Raw genomic sequence first — 18,558 nt, 5'->3', positions numbered from 1 at the left:
TGGGATCAGTGGCGCTTGTCGGTCAGAAACTTGCCGTCGGCGCCGCCCACGCCCTTCTGGCGCCGGGTGTTGCCGTCCAGGCCGCCGTCAATGGCCCATTCGGCAAACACCGTGGGGCCGGGCTCGAACTCGCGCGGCTGCCAGTCGGCGGTGAGCTGGTCCTCATCGGCGTAGTACTCGACCAGCGCGCCGGCCGGGTTCTTGAAATACCAGAAATAGGCAGACGACACCGGATGGCGGCCCGGGCCGAGCTGGGTGTCCCAGCCGCAGCGCGAGATATGCATGCCGCCACCAAAGACCTCGTGGATGTCGCGCACGGTGAAGGCCACATGGTTCAGGCCGGCGTGCTTATCGGGGCGCTGCAGCAGAAAAATGTCGTGGTGCCCACCATCGGGCGCGGTGCGCAGGAAGACGCCGCGCTCGGGGTAGCGGTCCGAGGCTGCAAAACCGAAGTTGTCCACATAGAAGCGCTCGCAGGCCTGCACGTCCTTGACGAAGAACACCACATGGCCCACTTCGATGGGCTGGGCACGCTCGTAGGCCGGGCCGGCCTGGTCGATGCGGCCCTTGCGGCTCCAGGTGTTGTACTCGGCGCTTTGCACCTCCACATCGCGCTTTTTCGTGATCTGCAGGCGAACGGCCAGGCCATTGGGGTCGGTGCAACCGATGCGCGCGCCCTGCTTCACAAAACCCGGCAGCTGTGCGATGCGGCTTTCGTAGAGCGCGAGATCGGCAGCGCTCTCCACGCCCCAGACCACCTCGCGCAGCGTGGGGCCTGCTTCAATGGCGGGCGGCAGATCAGGGTGGTCGGTGGCGGCCACGATCACGCGGCAGCCGTTCAGGGTCTCGAACACCAGCCGGTCGGCTTGCTCGGCAACCAGATTGAGCCCCCAGTCGATAAAGAACTGGCGGCAGGCCGCCAGATCGCCTGCACCGTAGCTGATTTCGTCAATGCCCAGTACGCTCATGATGACTCCTCAATTAGCCCAGCCCAAGGGGGATTCGTTCAGGCCCCAGTACAGGCTTTTTTGCTCCATGTACTGCTGGATGCCCAGGCGGCCCTTCTCGCGGCCCAGGCCGCTGTCGCGCCAGCCACCGAACGGCGTGGAGATGGAGAACTGCTTGTAGGTGTTGATCCACACGGTGCCGGCCTGCACCGCACGGCCGATGCGCCACGCGGCCTTGTAGTCGCGCGTCCAGATACCGGCGGCCAGCGCGTAGACACTGTCGTTGGCCTGCTCCAGCAGCGACTCCTCGTTGTCGAAGGGCATGGCCACGAGCACGGGGCCGAAGATTTCCTGCTGGCAGATCTGCCAGTCGTTCTGCACGCCTTCGAGGATGGTGGGGCGGTAGTAGTAGCCGCGCTCATACAGCGCGCCCTCGGGGCGGTGGCCACCGGTGCGCAGCTGGCCGCCCTCGGACAGGCCCAACTGCACATAGCTTTCGATGGATTCACGGTGCTTGGCGGTGATCAGCGGGCCCATCTGGGTGCGCTCGTCGGCCGGGTCACCGACACGCAACTGAGCGGCCTTGGCAGTGAGGCGCTCCATGAAATCGCCATAGAGCTTGCGTGCCACGAACAGGCGCGAGCCGGCGATGCATGACTCGCCCGACGAGCTGAAGATGCCGTAGAGCACGCCGTTGACGGCATGGTCGAGGTCGGCGTCTTCCAGCACCATGGTGGCCGACTTGCCGCCCAGCTCCAGCGAGACGGGCATCATCTTGTCGGCCGCAATGCGGGCAATGTGCTTGCCGGTGGAGGTACCGCCGGTGAACGACACGCGTTTGACCAGCGGGTGCTTGGTGATGGCATCGCCGATCACCGAGCCGCGCCCGGGCAGCACGCTGACGATGCCCTTCGGAACACCGGCTTCCTCACAGATTCTGGCCAGCTCCAGTGCCAGGAGCGGCGTGGCTTCGGCGGGCTTGACGACCACGGCATTGCCGGCCGCAAGCGCGGGTGCGAGCTTTTGCGCTTCACTCGCGATGGGCGAATTCCACGGCGTGATGGCAGCGACCACGCCCATGGGCTCGTAGACGCTCATGGTCATGCAATCGCCACGTTGCGGCGTGATCGCCTCTTCCATGGTTTCGCAGGCAGCGGCGAAATACTGGAAGGTGCCGGCAGCGCTGGCCACCAGGGCACGCGTTTCGTTGATGGGCTTGCCGTTGTCAAGGCGCTGCAGTTGGGCCAACGGCTCGGCGCGCTCGCGGATCAGCTGCGCCACACGGTGCAGCACAGCGGCGCGCTCGTGTGGCTTCTTCTGTGCCCAGCCGCTGGTACGGAATGCGTGGTCGGCCTTCTGGATGGCCTCTTCCACATCGTGCAGGCTGGGAGCGCGCAGGCGGCCCACGACTTCGCCGGTGGCAGGGTAGAGCGAGGCGGATTCGTCGCCGCCACCCAGGCGCCATTCGCCGCCGATGTTGATGGGGAGCAGTTCAAGATTCGACATGATGAAACTCTTTCGTTGTCAGATCACCAGCGGTGCCACCTTGCCGCGCAGCGCGCGCACCGCGCTGAACACGGTCAGGGCCGATGTCTTGGGGTTGGCCGCCAGCGGCTGGTTGCGCATGGTCAGCTCGAAGCTGCCAAAGGCGCCTGCGGCTTCGACCTGGTGCAGGTTCTCGCGCACGGCCGGGTCGGCAATCAAGCGCACCGTGGTGCGATCCAGCCCCAGGCCTGCCAGCGAAACAGTGGCAGCCACATTGGCGTTCTTGGGAAATTGCGCAGCCGCCTCGCGGGCGGTGCCTTCGAAGATCACCGTCTCTGCAGTCAGGGCGTCCAGATCACGCCCTTGCTCGGCCGGTGTGCCCTTCCAGGCGTGTGGCGGCTTGCGGCCGGTGTAACGCACCGTGGAAAGGCCACCGATGCGGGCTGCAGCCAGTGCATCGATACCGCCAATGGCACCGGCAATCAGTTGCACCTGCGTGCGGCCTTCACGGGCAGCGGCCTCCAGTTGCTCAGGCAGGCCAGCTGCCGACAGCGCACCCACCGAAGCCACGATGCAGGGCACGCCTCGGCGCAATGCAGGCAGCACATGCTGCTCGATGGCGGCGTGGCCTGCGGCCTCCACCACCAGATCAATGCCAGCTGCCGGCACGGCCTGCGTTACCTGCGCACCCGACGCCAGGCGCTGGGCCACGGCACGCGCGGCCTCGGCGCCATCAGCCGGTACCACGAGGGCGGCAACCTGCAGGCCGGCATCGTCCTTCACCAGTTCCAGCAAGGCGGTGCCAATGGCGCCGCAGCCGATCAGAGCAATCTGCATGGTGTGGGTCCTTCTGGTTTTCTCAGGTCTTGTCGGGTCTCACTGGGTCTTGGTCGCCGGAATCTGGTCCAGCTTGTTCACCGGCGGGCCGGAGAACGTGGTCTTGAAGCCACCGATGGAGCGCATGTCGATCTCCAGCAGGAAAGGCCCCTTCCTGCTCCATGCCGACTCCAGCACGGCAGGCAGTTCATCAAGGTTCTGCACCCGGGCATGGGGCAAATGGATCGATGCGCACAGCTGTGCATAGTCGGGCGTATGCAGCTCCACATAGCAGCGGCGGCCGCCGTAGGAGGCGTCCTGGATGTTCTGGATCACGCCGTAGCGCTGGTCATTCATCAGCACGATCAGCGTGTCGCACTCTTCCTGCACCAGCGTGGCAAGTTCACCCAGGTTCAGGATGAAACCGCCATCGCCCGCCAGGCCCAGCGTTTTGCGGCCCGAGCCGCTTTGCGCTGCACCGATGGCCGCGCCAATGGCCATGGGCATGCCCATGCCGATGCCGCCGCCCGTGGCGTGCACGCCCGCGTTGGGCTCGAAAAAGCGCAGCTCGCGGTTGCCCCAGGTGCTGTTGGAGACAGTCACATCGCGCACCCAGTTGAAGTTGCGGCCCACCACCTGCTGCAGCTGCTGCACCAAGGCGCTGTAGGGACCCAGGCCATCGCGCATGGTGGCAACGACCTCGTTGTGCACCTGACGCAGATCGGCCAGCAGCTCGGGATCGGCCCGGTAGCCGCGCGCCTCCAGACGGTCGGCCAGGCCGTTCAGGGCCAGGGCGGAGTCGCCGCAGACAAAACCGTCGTCGATGTAGCAGCGGCCCTGCTGGGCAGCGTCCACGTCGATGCGCAGCAGCGGGCGCGGCAACTGGAGTTCGTACTTCAGCGTCTCGTTGCTGCGCAGGCGCGTGCCCACGGCCAGCATGGCGTCGCAACGCTGGTAGAAGGCTTCGACAGGTTTTTGGATGTTGTAGGCGCCCAGCGAGGCCGGATCGTCTTCAGGCACAATGCCACGCCCCTGGCCCGTGCTGACAATGCCAAAGCCCATGACCTTGAGGCGTCGCACGGCAGCACCGGCATGGCGTGCACCACCACCCAGCCACAGCAGTGGGCGGCGGGCCTGGGCCAGCGTGTTGGCCAGTGCGTCCAGCGCAGTCTCGCTCGGTGCCAGAACAGGCACCGGCAGCGGCGACCAGTCGGCAGGCATATCGATCACGCTTTGCTGGATATCGATGGGAATCTCGACACTCACCGGCCCGGTGGGTGCGGTCATCGCGGCCTGTACGGCGGCTTTCAAGGTGGACAGGCAGGTTTCGGCGCTGCGCACCCGGAATGCAGCCTTGGAGACGGCACCCAGCATGGTGAGCTGGTCTGGCGCCTCGTGGATGTACGACAGCTTCTGGTCGAGGTACTGGGTCTCGATCTGGCCGGTGATGTGCAGCAACGGGGTGCCTGCGGTGTAGGCCTCCACCAGGCTGCCTGCAATATTGCCTGCTGCCGGGCCGGTGCTGGTGATGCACACGCCCAGGCTGGAAGTGGAGCGGGCACAGGCGTCCGCCATGTTGCCAGCGCCCGCCTCGCCGCGCGCCATCACGAAGCGCACCTTGCCGCGCGCGAACATCGCATCAAGGATCGGCATGTTGTGGATGGAAATCACCCCGAACGCAGCCTTCACGCCGCAGTGCTCGAGAAATTCGGCAACGGCGGCGCCGACGGTGATTTGTGGTGCGGTAGATGTCATGGTCTTGTCAGATCCGTATTAGTGATAGCAGGCGCTGCGCATGCCACCGGCGCAGTTCATCGGCGGGACGCCAAGCAAGGGCCGCCCCGCAGCGAGGGCGTCGTCTCCCTCCCGCGAAGCGAGAGAGGGGGAAGCGGCGTCAGCCGCACAGGGGGTGTTACACATGTCTGGAAAGACCTCCGGAAACATCGATATGGCTGCCCGTCGTGTACGACGACAGGGGGCTGGCAAGAAAGGTGATGGCCTGCGCGGCCTCACGGGGCAAGCCCAGGCGCGCCAGCGGAATGGATTTCCTGGTGGCGAGTGCGCCGGTCCAGGCAGCCCAGTCCTGCGACTTGTCTTCGCGCGCCTCGAAACGGCGGCGCCATTGGCCCGACTCGATCAGACCTACCAGGATGCCGTTGACGCGCACGCCCTGCGGGGCAAATTCGGTGGCCATGGAACGCACCAGGTTCTTGAGGCCGGCACGCGCAGCCGAGGTGGCCACCATGTGCGGCTCGGGCTGGGATGCCAGCAGCGAATTCACGCAGACGATGGCGACGTCGCGCCCTTGGGCCGATTGCTGCTGCAACTGGGGCAGAAAGGCCCGCGTGGGATGGATGACGGAGAAGAATTTCAGGTGCAGTTCCTGGCTCCAGGCTTCGTCAGTGGTGTCGGCAAAGGTCGACACACGGCCCTGGCCTGCGTTGTTGATCAGGATGCTTGCCGTGCCCAGGGCCTGCTGCGCCTGGGCCGCAAAGCGCTGCACGTCTTCTGCATTCAGCACGTCGCAGACGGCAGCCAGCAGTCGCGCCTGGGGGTGACGCCCGCGCAGCGCAGCCTCGGCGGTGCGCAGGCGCTCCTCATTGCGCCCGCAGAAAGCCACGGCCGCGCCGTGCTGGAGCAGCAACTCCACCGTCGCCAGGCCGATGCCTGACGATCCGCCGGTGACCACCGCCACCACATCCTTGATCTGGAAAGCACTCATTTGCAAAATTCCTTCAATGCCCCGGCATGGACAGAACCCGTGCCCCGGCCTGGGGCTCACGGCGGTAGTTCAGCAGGCCCGACAGCTCGTCGGCTGCTGCGCAAACGCGCTCGGCAACGCCCGCAGCCTTGGCCTGGCCTGCATGCGGTGACGGAATCGTGGAGCCCAGCGCTGCCACGATGCGGCCGCTGTGGTCGCGCACGGGCGCCGCTACGGTGGAGATCGAGGTTTCGTAAAAGCCTTCACCGAAGACGTAGCCACGCTCGCGGTCGGCCTCGATCAGGTTGAACAGGTCGAGCGCAGTCCGGGGGGTGTTGGGCGAGAACGCTTCCAGGTGCTCTTCCGGGTAGAGCGCGCGCAGCTCCGCCAGCGAGAAGTCCAGCAGCAGCACGCGGCCGAAAACCGTGCCGTGCGCCGCCAGCCGGGTGCCCACGTGCACGGCGCTGGCCAGCGGCCTTGGCGGCGTGACCTTGGCGACGTAGACAATCGAGCGGTTGTCCCGCACCACGATATTGCAGGGGTAGCTGATTTCGTCGCACAGACGAGCGATGACGGGCTGGCCCAGCTCCGTCAGCTCCAGCGACGACAGGTACTCGAAACCCAGGCGCAGCACGGCCATGCCCAGACGGTATTCGGTGCCGCCGTCGATGCGCTCCAGAAAGCCCATGCCTTCGAGCGTGTTGAGCATGCGGAACACCGTTGCACGGGGCAGCTCAAGCCGGCGCGCCAGCTCGGGAGCGCCCAGGGTGCGGCTGTCGCGGCCAAACTCCTGCAGCAGGCGCAAGCCACGCTCGAGCGCTGGCACCACATACTTTTCAGAGCCGGTTTCGGAAGGATTGGTCTGTGTCATTGCGGTATTCCTGGTTCAAAGTAAGAAGGCTCTATCTTCGATCCATTCGGCCACTGCGCCGGGCTTTTCAACCGGGCTGGCATGGCCTGCATCAGCGATGCTGGAAAAAGGCACCTGCCAGGCCTGCGCCCAGCGGCGGCAGGCAGCGGGGGTGGTGACCACGTCGTGCTCGCCACAGGCGATATGCACCGGTATGGACAGCGGTGCATGCCCGCCCAGGTCGCTGTCGCACAGCATGTTTACGGCCTGGCGGTAGCCACCTTCGTGCATGCGCGATGTGCTCCAGCGCACCCACTCGCGTGCCAGCGCATCGGCGCCGGGGCTGAGCAGGCGTTGGTCGATGCGTTGTGCGAGCCCTGCCACGCCCAGCGTGCCAAGCGATGCGTTGCGCTCGCTGCGCACCTTTTCGCGGGCAGCCGCATCGTGCGAGCCATAGCCGCCTGCAGGGCTGAGCAACAGCAGGCCTGCGAGCGCCTGCGGCGCGTATTGCGCAGCACAAGCCGCCGCCATCAATGCCCCCAACGAATGGCCAACCAATACCACTGGGCCCTTTACATCTGCGGCCAACCAGGCGCCCAGGCGGGCTGCATAGTCGGTATCGCGCGGATGGGTCTGCGGCAAGGGGCTGCTCGCACCGTAGCCGGGGGCATCCCAGGCCAGCACACGCCAGCTGGGACGTAGTGCCAATGCCACATCCAGCCACGAGGCCGCCGACGAGCTGATGCCATGCAGCATTACCACGGTCTGCGCGGCACCACCGGCCGCCGGGCGCTCGCGCACAGCCAGTTGCGTGCCATCGGGCAGCGCCACCATGCGCTGCGCGAACTGCGATTCCAGCTGCTGCTCCTTGCGCATGAGCGCTTCGCTCCAGGGCGTGGTGGTGTCGGTGGACATGGTGCGGGCCTTGCTGGATCAGCGCTTGATCTTGGCGAGCGGATGGTCAGCCGGGTAGGTCGGCGTGATCGGCTTCTTGGCGCCCAGCATCACGCACATCAGCGCATCTTCGTCGCCGATGTTGATCTCTTCGCGGTACACGCCCGGGGGCACCGAGATCACGTCACGGTCGGTCATCACCGTCTCGAAGCGCTCGCCCTCAGGCGTGGTCAGCACCACCTTGAGCTTGCCGCGCATCAGGAAGAACACTTCTTCCACATCCACATGGATATGTGGTGGGCCTTCGTTGCCAGCAGGGATCACCATCGTGGAGAAGGTGAAGTGCTCGGACGGGATGGTATTGCTGTCGGTGGCAACACCGGTGCCGCCGGTGCCGATGTAGCGCATCTGGCCGCGGCGGTACTTGGGGTCGAAGTCGGCCTGGAACTTCAGTGCGTCAAAATCGTACTTGCGGGTGGAAAAGCGCGCGATGCGCGTCTCCATCCAGTCCTTGAGGCTTGCGCCTTCGGGACGTGCCCAGGTGCGCGGGGTATTTTGCTGTTCGCTCATGGTTCGCTCCTTGCGGTTAATTCATGACAAAGCCGCCGTTGACGGCAAGAACCTGGCCCGTGACGAAGCGCGCCCCGTCCGACATGGCGTAGACCACAGCGCCAGCCACGTCCTCGGGCATCTGCTCGCGCTGCAGCGCGCGCTGGTCGATGTAGAGCCGGTGCCGCGCCTCGGGCACGTACTGCGTGGCCTCCACCAGCACCAGGCCCGGCGCCACGGCATTGACCGTGATGCCGTCGGCGCCCATCTCGCGCGCCATGGCATGCGTCATCGCAATCACGGCACCCTTGCTGGCCACGTAGGCCATCAGGTTGGGCGCGCCCCACAGCGCGGTGTCAGAGGCCAGATGCACCACAGCGCCGCGGCCGCTTTCACGCAAGGCGGGGCGGCATGCGCGGGTCATCAGCCAGGTGCCACGCACATTCACAGTCATCACCTGGTCCCATTTGGCCAGCTCGATGTCGTCCATGCCCTTGCCGCCGGAATCGGTCACAGCCGCGTTGTTGACCAGGCCGTCCAGCCCGCCCAGCTCGCGCACCGCCTGCTCCGCGCATTGCTGCACCGAAGCTGGATCGGACACATCAACGCGGATGCCAACGGCAGAAAAGCCGCGCCCCTGCAGCGCAGCCACCGATTGCGGCAGCAGGTCTTCACGCAAATCGGCCAGCGCCACATGGGCACCGTGCTCGCACAAGGCGTGGGCAAAAGCAAAACCGAGACCACGCGCGGCACCGGTCACCAGAATGCGGCGACCTTGCAATTGGCCAATCTGTGGCATGGGTGTGAGATTCATGATTCGTTTCACCTAAGAAACAATGATTAATTCCTGAAACAACGCAAGTGTAGCGATCACCCCATGGGGGGAATACAGAGGGGAAACCCTAGGGCATTGAATGAGCGGGACAGGAAAAGGCGCGGCTCCCGGCCTCGTCGAATGCGGTGAACGGCGGCAGAAATCAGCCTGCAGACCGCACTGCCCATGCGCGATCCGCTATCGAATCAGGTGTGTATCTCGGGGGCCCGGCCGCCGGGCACCAATCAGTCCTGCCTGGGGCGAAGACACCACAGTGCCGTGGCGGCAGTGCTGGCAGCGGCCACCAGCACCCACAACGCGCCCAGTTGCCAACGCTCCAGCGCAAGACCGAAGAGGAAAGGCGCGCTGGCCTGCGCCATGCGCGCCGGCACCATCAGCAGGCCTTGCCGCTGCCCGTAGCCCTGCGCGCCAAACATCGCGAGCGGCAGGGTGCCGATGACCACCGTCATGATGCCGTTGCCCAGGCCAAATGCCACCGCATAGCCCCAGCCACCAGCAGCGCCAAACCCCACCAGCACCAGGGCTGCCAACGGGTAGGCCATGACGGCGATCCGCGCCGACCACAGCGGGTGCGCGCGGCGCAGGAATACGTAGTCCGCAATGCGGCCCGCCACCTGCGCAGGCCCCACCAGCGCAGCGGCCGCGACGGCGGCCGTGGCAGTGGCACCACTCACGGCCAGCAGGCTCGGGAGGTGCGACATCATGGAGGTGCCGATGAACCACACGGAGGCAAACGTCAGAGCCAGCAGCACCAGCGTACCCATTCGGCTGCGGATGGTATTGGGTGGCAGCTGGCTGGGTGCCGCTGCTCCATTCAGTGCCGGATCGGCCCCCTGCCGGGGCTGTGCGTGCGGCAGCGTGGCATGCAGGGGCAACAGCACCAGCAACTGCACCCCAGCCCAGAACAGGCAGGCGTCGCGCCAACCCACGGCCTGCAACAGCCAGGTGGTGATGGGCCAGCTCACAGTGCTGGCAAAGCCGCCAAACAAGGTGATGCCCACGATCACGCCGCGCGCCTCCTTGCCATAAAGCCGCACGGCAGAGGCAAACGCCGCCTCGTACAACCCGGCGCCCATGGCCAGCCCCAGCAGCAGCCAGGCAGCAAACAGCTGTCCCGCCGTCTGCACCCGGGACAGCAGCACCAGGCCCAGGGCGAACAGCACATTGGTCGCCATCAGCACCGGGCGCCCGCCCCAGCGGTCGATGAGCCGCCCCGCCACCGGACCGGTGAAGGCCATCACCAGCAGCGCCAGCGAAAACGCCGCAAAGACGCGGGATGCCGGCACGCCCAGGCTCCCGCCCATGGCGCCCGCCAGGATGGCCGGCAAGTAGAAGGCCGAACCCCACGACAGCATCTGCCCCACGCCGAGCTTGCAGGTGGTCAGCACCGGCCGCTCGGCACCGGGATTCGGCGAAAAAAGGGACATTGTCGGCATGGGACGCATCAAACCAGCGCGCCATTGTGCCGGGCATGCCTGCCGCGCACAGTCACCCTCGCAACCGGACCATCTCCTCAGGCGGCAGGCAGGCTCTGCAGAAGGCTGCCGATGATGTGCTGGGCGTAGCGGCTCGATAGGGTGCTGATGAAGCGCGGAAAATCCATGTGCGCGCTGTCGTCGGCGCGGTCGGAAATGCTGCGCATGGCGGCAAACGGTAGAGCATGATCGGCGCATACCTGGGCCACAGCAGCGCCTTCCATTTCCACCGCCAAGGCCTCCAGCCCTGCAGCCCGCAAACTGCCTTGCAAGACATGCACTTCGGCAGCACTGCTGACAAATCGGTCGCCACTGACGATCAGACCCTCGTGCATGCGCGGCGCGGGGAGGCCCAGTTCGGCAGTCCACGCGGCGGCCTCTTCCTCCACGCAGCGCTGCACAGCACAGGCCAGCTGCGCGCTCCATGCGGCATCGCAGTCAAAGCGCGCCCTGCCGTAGCCCGGAGCCTCGTAGCGCGGGAAGATCGGCGAGGCGTCCATGTCGTGCTGCGCATAGCTGCTGGCCACCACCACGTCGCCCACCTGCACGCCTTCGCCCAGTCCGCCGGCCACCCCGGTAAACACAATGGCCCGCGCGCCAAAGCGTTCGATCAAGGTGGCAGCCGTGCTGGCCGCAGCCACCTTGCCAATGCCCGAGAGCGCCAGCACCACGGCATGGCCATGCAGCTTGCCGTGCGTATAGCGGCGGCTGGCATGGTCGGTGATGGACGAGTCTGTCAACAAGTTGGCAATGCCTGCCTGCTCTTGTGGCAGGGCGCTGAGGATGGCGATGGTCACGTCAGGGGCTGGAATCGGCAAAAACAAAGCGGAGATTGTCGCCGCAATCTCCGCTTTGCCAACTGCTTTGACTTTCAGAACGTTTTCAAGCTCTCACGCCTTGGGAGACTCATCGCGCAGTTCGCGGCGCAGTATCTTGCCTACAGGGGTCTTGGGCAGGGCATCGCGAAAATCGATGTACTTGGGCCGTTTGTAGCCGGTCAGCCGCTCGGCGCAGAAGGCGCGCAGTTGCGCCTCGGTCAGGTCTGGCGACTTGCGCACCACCACCAGCTTGATGGCCTCGCCCGTCTTCTCGTCCGGCACGCCCACCACTGCGCATTCGGCCACGCCCGGGCAGGCGGCTGCCACATCTTCCACCTCGTTCGGGTAGACGTTGAAACCGCTCACCAGCACCATGTCCTTCTTGCGATCCACGATGCGGAACATGCCGTCAGCTTCCATGATGCCGATATCACCGCTGCGAAAGAAGCCGTCTTCGGTCATCGCCTTGGCGGTCTCGTCCGGGCGCTGCCAGTACCCGGCCATCACCTGCGGGCCGCGAATGCAGACTTCACCCCGCTCGCCCTGGGCCACCGGATAGCCCAGGTCATCCAGAATCGCCAGATCGGTGCCCGGCATCGGGTAGCCGATGGAGCCCGAGGATTCCTTGCCGGTGCCAACGATGTTGCAACTGGCCACGGGACTGGTTTCCGACAGGCCGTAGCCTTCGACAATCGGCTGGCCGGTGCGCTGCAGCCAGCGCTCTGCCACCGCATGCTGCACGGCAGCGCCGCCACCCACCACCACGCGCAGGTTCTTCCAGTTCACCTTGTCGAAATCGGGGTGGTTCATCAGCCCGTTGAACAGGGTGTTGACGGCCGGCAAGGTATGGAATTCATACTTGCCCAGCTCGCCCAGCACCGCCTTCATGTCGCGCGGATTGGGGATCAGCAGCACCTGGTGGCCCAGGCGCATCGACAGCAGAAAGCACACCGTGAACGCGAAGATATGGTAGAGCGGCAGCGCGCAGACACACAGCGGGTGCTCGCCCGCAGGGATGGTCTTGAGCGCGGGGCCGTACCAGGCCTGCACCTGCATGACATTGGCGCCCAGGTTGCGGTGCAGCAGCACGGCCCCCTTGGCCACGCCGGTGGTGCCACCGGTGTACTGCAGTGCACCGATGTCGTCCGCGCCCACATCCACGGGCGAGAACTGGTGGCGTTCGCCTTCACGCAGCGCGTCATTGAAGGCAATGCTGCGATCAATCTGGAACGGTGGCACCAGTTTCTTGCTGTGGCGCACCACCCAGTTGACGATATTGCCTTTGAGAAAACCCAGCATATCGCCCATGCTGCAGACAATGACCTTGTCGAGCTGGCGGTGGGCCGGGCAGTTCTGCACCGTGGCGCCAAAGTTCTCCAGCACGATCATCAGCTTGGCGCCGCTGTCCTTGAGCTGGTGGTCCAGCTCGGACGAGGTGTAGAGCGGATTGACATTGACCACAACCAGCCCGGCGCGCAATACCGCTGCCACGGCCACCGCATACTGCGGCACATTGGGCATCATCAGTGCCACCCGGTCGCCCTTGACCAATGACAAGGTTTGCAGATAAGCCGCCAGCGCCGTGCTGTATTGGTCGAGCTGGCGGTAGCTGAAGGTCGCCCCCATGAAATGCAGTGCCGTGCGGTCTGCGTATTGGATGAATGCCTGGTTCAGCAATTGCACCAGGGTGGGCACATGGTCCCGGTCAATGTCCTTTGGCATTTCGGCCGGATAGGCCGCCAGCCAGGGGCGTTCTGTCATGCACAAGTCTCCTGCGGATGCGGTTTCCCCGCACCGTTTTTGAATGGTATCGGCCCTATTGTGCGGAGTTTGCAGCGCCCGCGGGTCTGGATATACCCTGAATCAGACGAAAAAAAATGCCATGGTTTGCGCCATGGCATTTTTTGAAGCGGTGGGGCCACCCCTTGCGCGACAGGTGCGGTTACGGCTTGGCTGGCGATTCACCCTCGGATGCCGGGGCATCTTTCTTGAACGTGTCCTTGCTGATCAGCACGTCCGAATCCACGGTTCTGGTTTCGTAATAAGGCTTGGTGTCGATGTCGTAGGGGAAGGGCGGCACGTTCATCACCCCATTGATATAACCCGTGCTTTGCCGCACGGACAGCGCCAGATCCTGCGACCAATCCACCAATGGACGACCGGCAGCCAGAAAATCAACGCTGTTGCGTGTCTGTGGGCGTACCAGGCGGTGGTCTGCCAGCACCTGCACCTCTACATAGCCGCCATTGCTGGTGGTGTACTGGTAGGAGACATAGGACACCGGCCGGGCAAAGAACACGCCAGCGGCCTCCAGGCGCGCAGCCATGGCTGGATCATTTGCTGCCAGCCAATCCATGCTGTTGGCCGTCCGCTTGATGCGCAGGCAGTCCACACGGCCCACGTTCAGGCCCTGGGTACGTTCTACCAGCACGCCCTTTTGCTTGGGGCAATCTTCGGTCCAGACCGTGTTGCGGTTGTCCAGGCTGTCCACATTGGAGCGTACCGACATCACACCCACCAGCTCACCGAGCGTGGTGCGCATCTGCCAGAGCTTGGCGGTCAGGGGCTTGTCCTTGGACAGGTCTTCGGGCAGCACGTTCAGGACTTCGCTGTCCGTGCCCCAGTACTTCCATTGCAGGTCGGGATTGCTGTCGAGCGACACCTGGGTGCGTCCCACCTGCGCGGTATTGGGCGACAGCGGTGCGCAGGCGGTCAGCAGCGCAACAGCGGCGCTGCAGGCCAGCAAGACCATGGAAGGAGAGCGGACAGCGGAAAAAGGCATAGAACGGATCCAGAAGGCGGCGGCAGCCAGGGCGCTGCCAAGCCCCGCATCATAGCAAGAGCGCCCCGAATTCTGACCGCCCCGCCCCAGGCGAATCTGGAGACATTGGCATGACATGTTTCAAGATGTATTCACCCCGCATCCGCACCAGCCCATTGCCAACGCCAGGCACAGCGCGGCAGCGGGTGTCAGTCCTCGCGGCAGGCGTCTGGCAGGTAGCGCTCTGCCTTGCCTTCTGCCACGCAGTGCCATTGCACCTTGCCGTCATCATCGACCGATGGCGTCATGCCCAGGCGGCCAAAGCGGGTGATGGCCGTGAGCGACATGTCGCTGCTGTCATAGCTGAGGCTGGAGGCCAGTTGCGCAGGCACTGCAGCTTCTGCCAAGGTATCGGGCACTTCCTCCTTTTGCTCGTAGTAGCGTGCCAGCGCATTGCGCACCTGCTCGGCCTGGGTCCACTCCTTGCTGAAGGCTTCCTTGCCTTTTTTCTCCTGCATGCCCTGCATCAGCATGTCGGTCAGGCCACCACCAGCACCGCCCATGGCACCCGCGCCCTTCATGGCAGGAAGGGCCACAGCCGCCAGGATGCCGATGATGGCCACCACGATGATGATGCCGGCAAATGCACCGCCAGCGCGCCCGCCGTATGGAACGAACAGTGCAAAAAGATAGCTGAACCAGTTGCGCCCCGGCATCTTGGTGCCCGGGCTGATCATGCGCGCCACGCGCTTGGTGAGCCAGGGGTAGCCGCTCAGCAGCTCATGCAGGTCGGGCAGGAAGCCACGGTTCTTCATGGTCTGGCGCGCATACTGCACCAGGTTGATGCTTTTCCACTTTTCGGCGCCAGCAGCCAGCACTGACAGCGCACGCGCCGCCGATTCGGGGTTGTCGCAGCAGGCACGGCCATGCATGTCACAGGTGTATTCCTGCGCGCGCGAATATGCGGCACCGATCAGCGGCAGCCACAGCACCGGCATGCGCCAGAAATGGCCGGTCAAGTGGCCCTGCTTGATGTGGCCCAGCTCGTGGCCAAAGTAGAAGTTGATGCCATCGGGCTGCTCGCGCATGGCGTCCAGCGTGTCGGTGAGCACAATGACGAAGTTGCGACCCAGAAAGCGCGTGGCAAACGCATTCATGATGCCGTCGCCCTGCAGGATGTAGACCTCTGGCGGCTCCACCATGCCCAGCTTCTTGCAGCACTGCAGGTACTGCAGGTACAGATCGGGGAACTGCTCGTCCGACAGCCGCACGCCGGTACCGCGCAGCCAGGCAATCAGGCCCGATTGCGCAAACAGGTAGAAGATGAAGCCGAACAGCAGGTAGATCAGTGCCGTGCCAAGGGTTGCGAGAATGATCACCAGCCAGGCGATCAAACCCAGCACCAGGGTGATCAAGCCCAGTGATTTCTCGCGCGGGTACACCAAGTCCGCCATATGTGTCTCCTTTGTAAAGATGCGCCATCATGCATCAAGTTACAAAGGGCAGAACGATGCAGCGCAGCGACGTTGCATCGCAACAACTGTCAGGTCCGTGAAAGCTCGCGCAAGGTCACCAGCTCCTCGGCCATGGTGGGGTGGATGCCGATCGTCTGGTCAAACACCGCCTTGGTGGCGCCCGCCTTCATCGCCACGGCAAAGCCCTGGGCAATTTCGCCGGCATCGGCTCCCACCACATGCAACCCGACCACGCGGTCGCTTGCATCATCGACCACCAGCTTGACCAGACTGCGTTCGCTGCTGCCCGACAAGGTGTGGCGCAGCGGCTTGAAATCGCTGCGGTAGACACGGATCTTGCCGCAGCGCTCCCGCGCCTGTGCTTCCGACAGGCCCACGGTGCCAATCTGCGGGTGGGTGAACACCGCCGTTGGAATATTGCCGTAGTCCATCACCCGCGCCTCCTGGCCCGGCACCGGGCCCAGCACATGGTCCACCCAGGCCATGGCCTCGGCCAGCGCCACGGGCGTAAGCTCCATCCGCCCCACCACATCGCCCAGGGCATGCACGCTGGGCAGGTTGGTGGTGAAGTGTTCATCGACCACGATGGCACCGTTCTTTGACTGCGCAATGCCCAGCGCCTCCAGCCCCAGGCCGGCCACATGGGGCTTGCGGCCCGTGGCGTACAGCACCTGGTCTGCGCGCAGCACACTGCCGTCGTTCAGATGCACCACGCGCTCGCCTGCCGCAGCACCTGCAGCCTCTGCGGTGATGCGCGCCACATCGGTGTTCACGCGCACATCCACACCGGCCTTGCGCATTTCCTCGGCGACAAAGGCGCGCACTTCGTCGTCGAAACCACGCAGAATCTGCTCTCCGCGGTACAGCAGGGTCACCTCCACGCCCAGGCCGTGGAAGATGCTTGCCATTTCGCAGCCGATGTAGCCGCCGCCCACCACCACCATGCGGCGCGGCAGCACGGGCAGGTCGAACACGTCGTCAGACACGATGGCCCATTCCTTGCCTTCCACATCCGGCAACGCAGGGGTGCCGCCGGTGGCGATCAGGATATGGGCGGCCGTGAGGCGCCGCACTTCCGCATCGCCCTGGGACACCACCACGGTATGCGCATCGGCCAGGTGGCCATGGCCACTCAGCCGCTCTACCTGGGCACCGGTCATCAGGCCTTCGTAGATGCCGTTGAGGCGGGTGATTTCCTTGGCGCGCGCGGCCTTGAGCTGGCCCCAGTCCAGCGCAATGCCTTCCGGTACCTGCCAGCCGTAGCCCCGGGCTTGCGCAAAGGCGTCGTGGTAACCCGCCGCGTAGCTGTAGAGCTTTTTCGGAATGCAGCCCACATTGACACAGGTGCCACCCATGGCACCCGATTCGACCATCGCCACCCGGGCGCCGCGCTTGGCAGCCATACGTGCCGCGCGCACGCCGCCTGAGCCGCCGCCGACGACGATCACATCAAAATTCCATTCGTGCTGGGGCAGCATGGGCCGTACTCCTTGCGTTTTTGTATGACCGCCCCATTCTGGCAAAAGTGCGCACCACTCTGCCCGCAGGCCTTGCAAAGCGCCTATCGGTGCTGGGGCATCTCCGCTGTACGCGCCCCTGGGCAATCCGGTGTGCTGTGGAGCGGGCCGCACAGGCCATAAAAAAACCTGCAGCATGCTGCAGGTTTTTTGGTTTTCAGGCCCCTGGAGCGCATCTGATATGCGCCAGCAGCTGTGAAAACAGTCGTATTTACTTGACCAGTTGGGCCAACTCGCCACCGGCGTACTTCTTGGCCATCTGCTCCAGGCTGTAGCCCTTGATCTTGGCGCCCTGGCCTTCGCAGCCAAACTCGATGTAGCGGGTCTTGCACACCAGCTTGGCGGCTTCGCGGGCGGGCTTGAGCCATTCGCGGGCGTCGAACTTGTCGGGGTTCTCGGCCATGAATTTGCGCACGGCGCCGGTCATCGCCAGGCGGATGTCGGTATCGATGTTGATCTTGCGCACGCCGAACTTGATGGCTTCCTGGATTTCCTCGACAGGCACGCCGTAGGTTTCCTTCATCTTGCCGCCGTACTGGTTGATGATGGCCAGCAGCTCCTGCGGCACCGAAGAAGAACCGTGCATCACCAGGTGGGTGTTGGGAATGCGGGCGTTGATTTCCTTGACGCGGGAGATCGCCAGGATGTCGCCCGTGGGCTTGCGTGAGAACTTGTAGGCGCCGTGGCTGGTGCCAATGGCAATGGCCAGCGCGTCCAGCTGCGTGGCCTTCACGAACACGGCCGCTTCCTCCGGGTCGGTCAGCATCTGGCTGTGGTCCAGCTTGCCCACGGCGCCAATGCCATCTTCCTCGCCAGCGTCACCCGTTTCCAGGTTGCCCAGGCAACCGAGCTCGCCTTCCACCGTTGCACCTACCTTGTGCGCCATGGCGACGACCTTCTGGGTCACATCCACGTTGTAGTCAAAGGACGAAGGCGTCTTGCCGTCGCTCATCAGCGAGCCGTCCATCATCACCGAGCCAAAGCCCAGGTTCAGCGCGCCCTGGCAAATCTCGGGCGTGGTGCCGTGGTCCTGGTGCATGACCAGGGGGATGTGGGGGTACATCTCGGCCGCAGCCTGGATCAGGTGCTTGATGAAGGGCTCGCCAGCGTACTTGCGGGCGCCAGCGCTGGCCTGCAGGATCACGGGCGCGCCGACTTCGTCAGCTGCCGACATCACGGCCTGGACCTGTTCCAGGTTGTTCACGTTGAAGGCGGGGATGCCATAGCCGTTTTCGGCAGCATGGTCCAGCATTTCGCGCATCGAGATCAAAGGCATGGTCGTCGGGTCCGTTCTAATACAAAGAAAAAGCGCTGCAGCCGCTGCTGCAGCACCCTCGATTTATTTACGCATTGCCGGCACCACCCTGCAAAACGCAGGATTTGCGAAAAGACGACGGGCCGGCAGGCAAGGCTCGGTGGCGTCTCAAGGCGGTTT

16 protein-coding genes are annotated in these 18,558 nt (G+C 64.7%); all 16 read right to left on the bottom strand.

Going from position 1 to position 18,558, the window contains the following annotated elements:
* Positions 1 to 5: 5 nt before the first annotated feature.
* The gene (locus ACH2DG_RS00670; RefSeq protein WP_395023803.1) at positions 6 to 968 is read right to left on the bottom strand and encodes a VOC family protein; all 963 of its coding nucleotides are present in this window, start codon (positions 966 to 968) and stop codon (positions 6 to 8) included.
* A gap of 9 nt (positions 969 to 977) precedes the next feature.
* Positions 978 to 2,453, bottom strand: coding sequence for an aldehyde dehydrogenase (locus tag ACH2DG_RS00665; protein ID WP_395023802.1), 1,476 nt, complete (start codon positions 2,451 to 2,453; stop codon positions 978 to 980).
* Between the two features lie 18 nt (positions 2,454 to 2,471).
* Entirely contained in the window at positions 2,472 to 3,269 is a 798-nt protein-coding gene (locus tag ACH2DG_RS00660; RefSeq protein WP_395023801.1) for an aspartate dehydrogenase, read from the bottom strand.
* Between the two features lie 39 nt (positions 3,270 to 3,308).
* Positions 3,309 to 5,003 (bottom strand): thiamine pyrophosphate-binding protein, encoded by a 1,695-nt coding sequence (locus tag ACH2DG_RS00655; protein WP_395023800.1) that lies wholly within the window; start codon positions 5,001 to 5,003, stop codon positions 3,309 to 3,311.
* A gap of 157 nt (positions 5,004 to 5,160) precedes the next feature.
* On the bottom strand, positions 5,161 to 5,970 hold the full coding sequence (locus ACH2DG_RS00650) for an SDR family oxidoreductase (RefSeq protein ID WP_395023799.1): 810 nt from the start codon (positions 5,968 to 5,970) through the stop codon (positions 5,161 to 5,163).
* A gap of 13 nt (positions 5,971 to 5,983) precedes the next feature.
* Positions 5,984 to 6,820 (bottom strand): IclR family transcriptional regulator, encoded by an 837-nt coding sequence (locus tag ACH2DG_RS00645; RefSeq protein WP_395023798.1) that lies wholly within the window; start codon positions 6,818 to 6,820, stop codon positions 5,984 to 5,986.
* Between the two features lie 15 nt (positions 6,821 to 6,835).
* Positions 6,836 to 7,714, bottom strand: coding sequence for an alpha/beta fold hydrolase (locus tag ACH2DG_RS00640; protein ID WP_395023797.1), 879 nt, complete (start codon positions 7,712 to 7,714; stop codon positions 6,836 to 6,838).
* An 18-nt stretch (positions 7,715 to 7,732) separates the two neighbouring features.
* Complete coding sequence (locus ACH2DG_RS00635) at positions 7,733 to 8,263, bottom strand: cupin domain-containing protein (protein WP_395023796.1); 531 nt, start codon at positions 8,261 to 8,263, stop codon at positions 7,733 to 7,735.
* Positions 8,264 to 8,279: 16 nt separating this feature from the next.
* A complete protein-coding gene (locus ACH2DG_RS00630; RefSeq protein ID WP_395023795.1) occupies positions 8,280 to 9,056 on the bottom strand; it encodes an SDR family oxidoreductase in 777 nt (258 codons plus the stop codon).
* Positions 9,057 to 9,301: 245 nt separating this feature from the next.
* The gene (locus tag ACH2DG_RS00625; protein WP_395023794.1) at positions 9,302 to 10,504 is read right to left on the bottom strand and encodes an MFS transporter; all 1,203 of its coding nucleotides are present in this window, start codon (positions 10,502 to 10,504) and stop codon (positions 9,302 to 9,304) included.
* A gap of 86 nt (positions 10,505 to 10,590) precedes the next feature.
* Positions 10,591 to 11,349, bottom strand: coding sequence for a 5'-methylthioadenosine/adenosylhomocysteine nucleosidase (locus tag ACH2DG_RS00620; protein WP_395023793.1), 759 nt, complete (start codon positions 11,347 to 11,349; stop codon positions 10,591 to 10,593).
* Between the two features lie 93 nt (positions 11,350 to 11,442).
* Complete coding sequence (locus ACH2DG_RS00615; protein WP_395023792.1) at positions 11,443 to 13,131, bottom strand: AMP-binding protein; 1,689 nt, start codon at positions 13,129 to 13,131, stop codon at positions 11,443 to 11,445.
* 181 nt (positions 13,132 to 13,312) lie between these two features.
* Positions 13,313 to 14,152 (bottom strand): hypothetical protein, encoded by an 840-nt coding sequence (locus ACH2DG_RS00610; RefSeq protein ID WP_395023791.1) that lies wholly within the window; start codon positions 14,150 to 14,152, stop codon positions 13,313 to 13,315.
* A 188-nt stretch (positions 14,153 to 14,340) separates the two neighbouring features.
* The gene (locus ACH2DG_RS00605) at positions 14,341 to 15,585 is read right to left on the bottom strand and encodes a M48 family metallopeptidase (RefSeq protein ID WP_395023790.1); all 1,245 of its coding nucleotides are present in this window, start codon (positions 15,583 to 15,585) and stop codon (positions 14,341 to 14,343) included.
* 89 nt (positions 15,586 to 15,674) lie between these two features.
* The gene (gene gorA, locus ACH2DG_RS00600) at positions 15,675 to 17,084 is read right to left on the bottom strand and encodes a glutathione-disulfide reductase (RefSeq protein WP_395023789.1); all 1,410 of its coding nucleotides are present in this window, start codon (positions 17,082 to 17,084) and stop codon (positions 15,675 to 15,677) included.
* A gap of 250 nt (positions 17,085 to 17,334) precedes the next feature.
* Positions 17,335 to 18,399 (bottom strand): class II fructose-bisphosphate aldolase, encoded by a 1,065-nt coding sequence (gene fba / locus ACH2DG_RS00595; RefSeq protein WP_395023788.1) that lies wholly within the window; start codon positions 18,397 to 18,399, stop codon positions 17,335 to 17,337.
* Positions 18,400 to 18,558: the final 159 nt, after the last annotated feature.

Origin of the sequence: Comamonas odontotermitis (genome assembly GCF_040396735.1) — a bacterium.
Classification (GTDB): Bacteria; Pseudomonadota; Gammaproteobacteria; order Burkholderiales; family Burkholderiaceae_C; genus Comamonas; species Comamonas odontotermitis_C.
This window is presented reverse-complemented; position numbering and strand designations above follow the sequence as displayed.

Coding starts and splice junctions, on each gene's coding strand:
- ACH2DG_RS00630 (WP_395023795.1), bottom strand. CDS start 9,056: ATGAATCTCACACCCATGCCACAGATTGGCCAATTGCAAGGTCGCCGC.
- ACH2DG_RS00610 (WP_395023791.1), bottom strand. CDS start 14,152: ATGCCTTTTTCCGCTGTCCGCTCTCCTTCCATGGTCTTGCTGGCCTGC.
- ACH2DG_RS00660 (WP_395023801.1), bottom strand. CDS start 3,269: ATGCAGATTGCTCTGATCGGCTGCGGCGCCATTGGCACCGCCTTGCTG.
- ACH2DG_RS00640 (WP_395023797.1), bottom strand. CDS start 7,714: ATGTCCACCGACACCACCACGCCCTGGAGCGAAGCGCTCATGCGCAAG.
- ACH2DG_RS00625 (WP_395023794.1), bottom strand. CDS start 10,504: ATGTCCCTTTTTTCGCCGAATCCCGGTGCCGAGCGGCCGGTGCTGACC.
- ACH2DG_RS00655 (WP_395023800.1), bottom strand. CDS start 5,003: ATGACATCTACCGCACCACAAATCACCGTCGGCGCCGCCGTTGCCGAA.
- ACH2DG_RS00650 (WP_395023799.1), bottom strand. CDS start 5,970: ATGAGTGCTTTCCAGATCAAGGATGTGGTGGCGGTGGTCACCGGCGGA.
- ACH2DG_RS00615 (WP_395023792.1), bottom strand. CDS start 13,131: ATGACAGAACGCCCCTGGCTGGCGGCCTATCCGGCCGAAATGCCAAAG.
- ACH2DG_RS00635 (WP_395023796.1), bottom strand. CDS start 8,263: ATGAGCGAACAGCAAAATACCCCGCGCACCTGGGCACGTCCCGAAGGC.
- fba (WP_395023788.1), bottom strand. CDS start 18,399: ATGCCTTTGATCTCGATGCGCGAAATGCTGGACCATGCTGCCGAAAAC.
- ACH2DG_RS00645 (WP_395023798.1), bottom strand. CDS start 6,820: ATGACACAGACCAATCCTTCCGAAACCGGCTCTGAAAAGTATGTGGTG.
- ACH2DG_RS00670 (WP_395023803.1), bottom strand. CDS start 968: ATGAGCGTACTGGGCATTGACGAAATCAGCTACGGTGCAGGCGATCTG.
- gorA (WP_395023789.1), bottom strand. CDS start 17,084: ATGCTGCCCCAGCACGAATGGAATTTTGATGTGATCGTCGTCGGCGGC.
- ACH2DG_RS00605 (WP_395023790.1), bottom strand. CDS start 15,585: ATGGCGGACTTGGTGTACCCGCGCGAGAAATCACTGGGCTTGATCACC.
- ACH2DG_RS00665 (WP_395023802.1), bottom strand. CDS start 2,453: ATGTCGAATCTTGAACTGCTCCCCATCAACATCGGCGGCGAATGGCGC.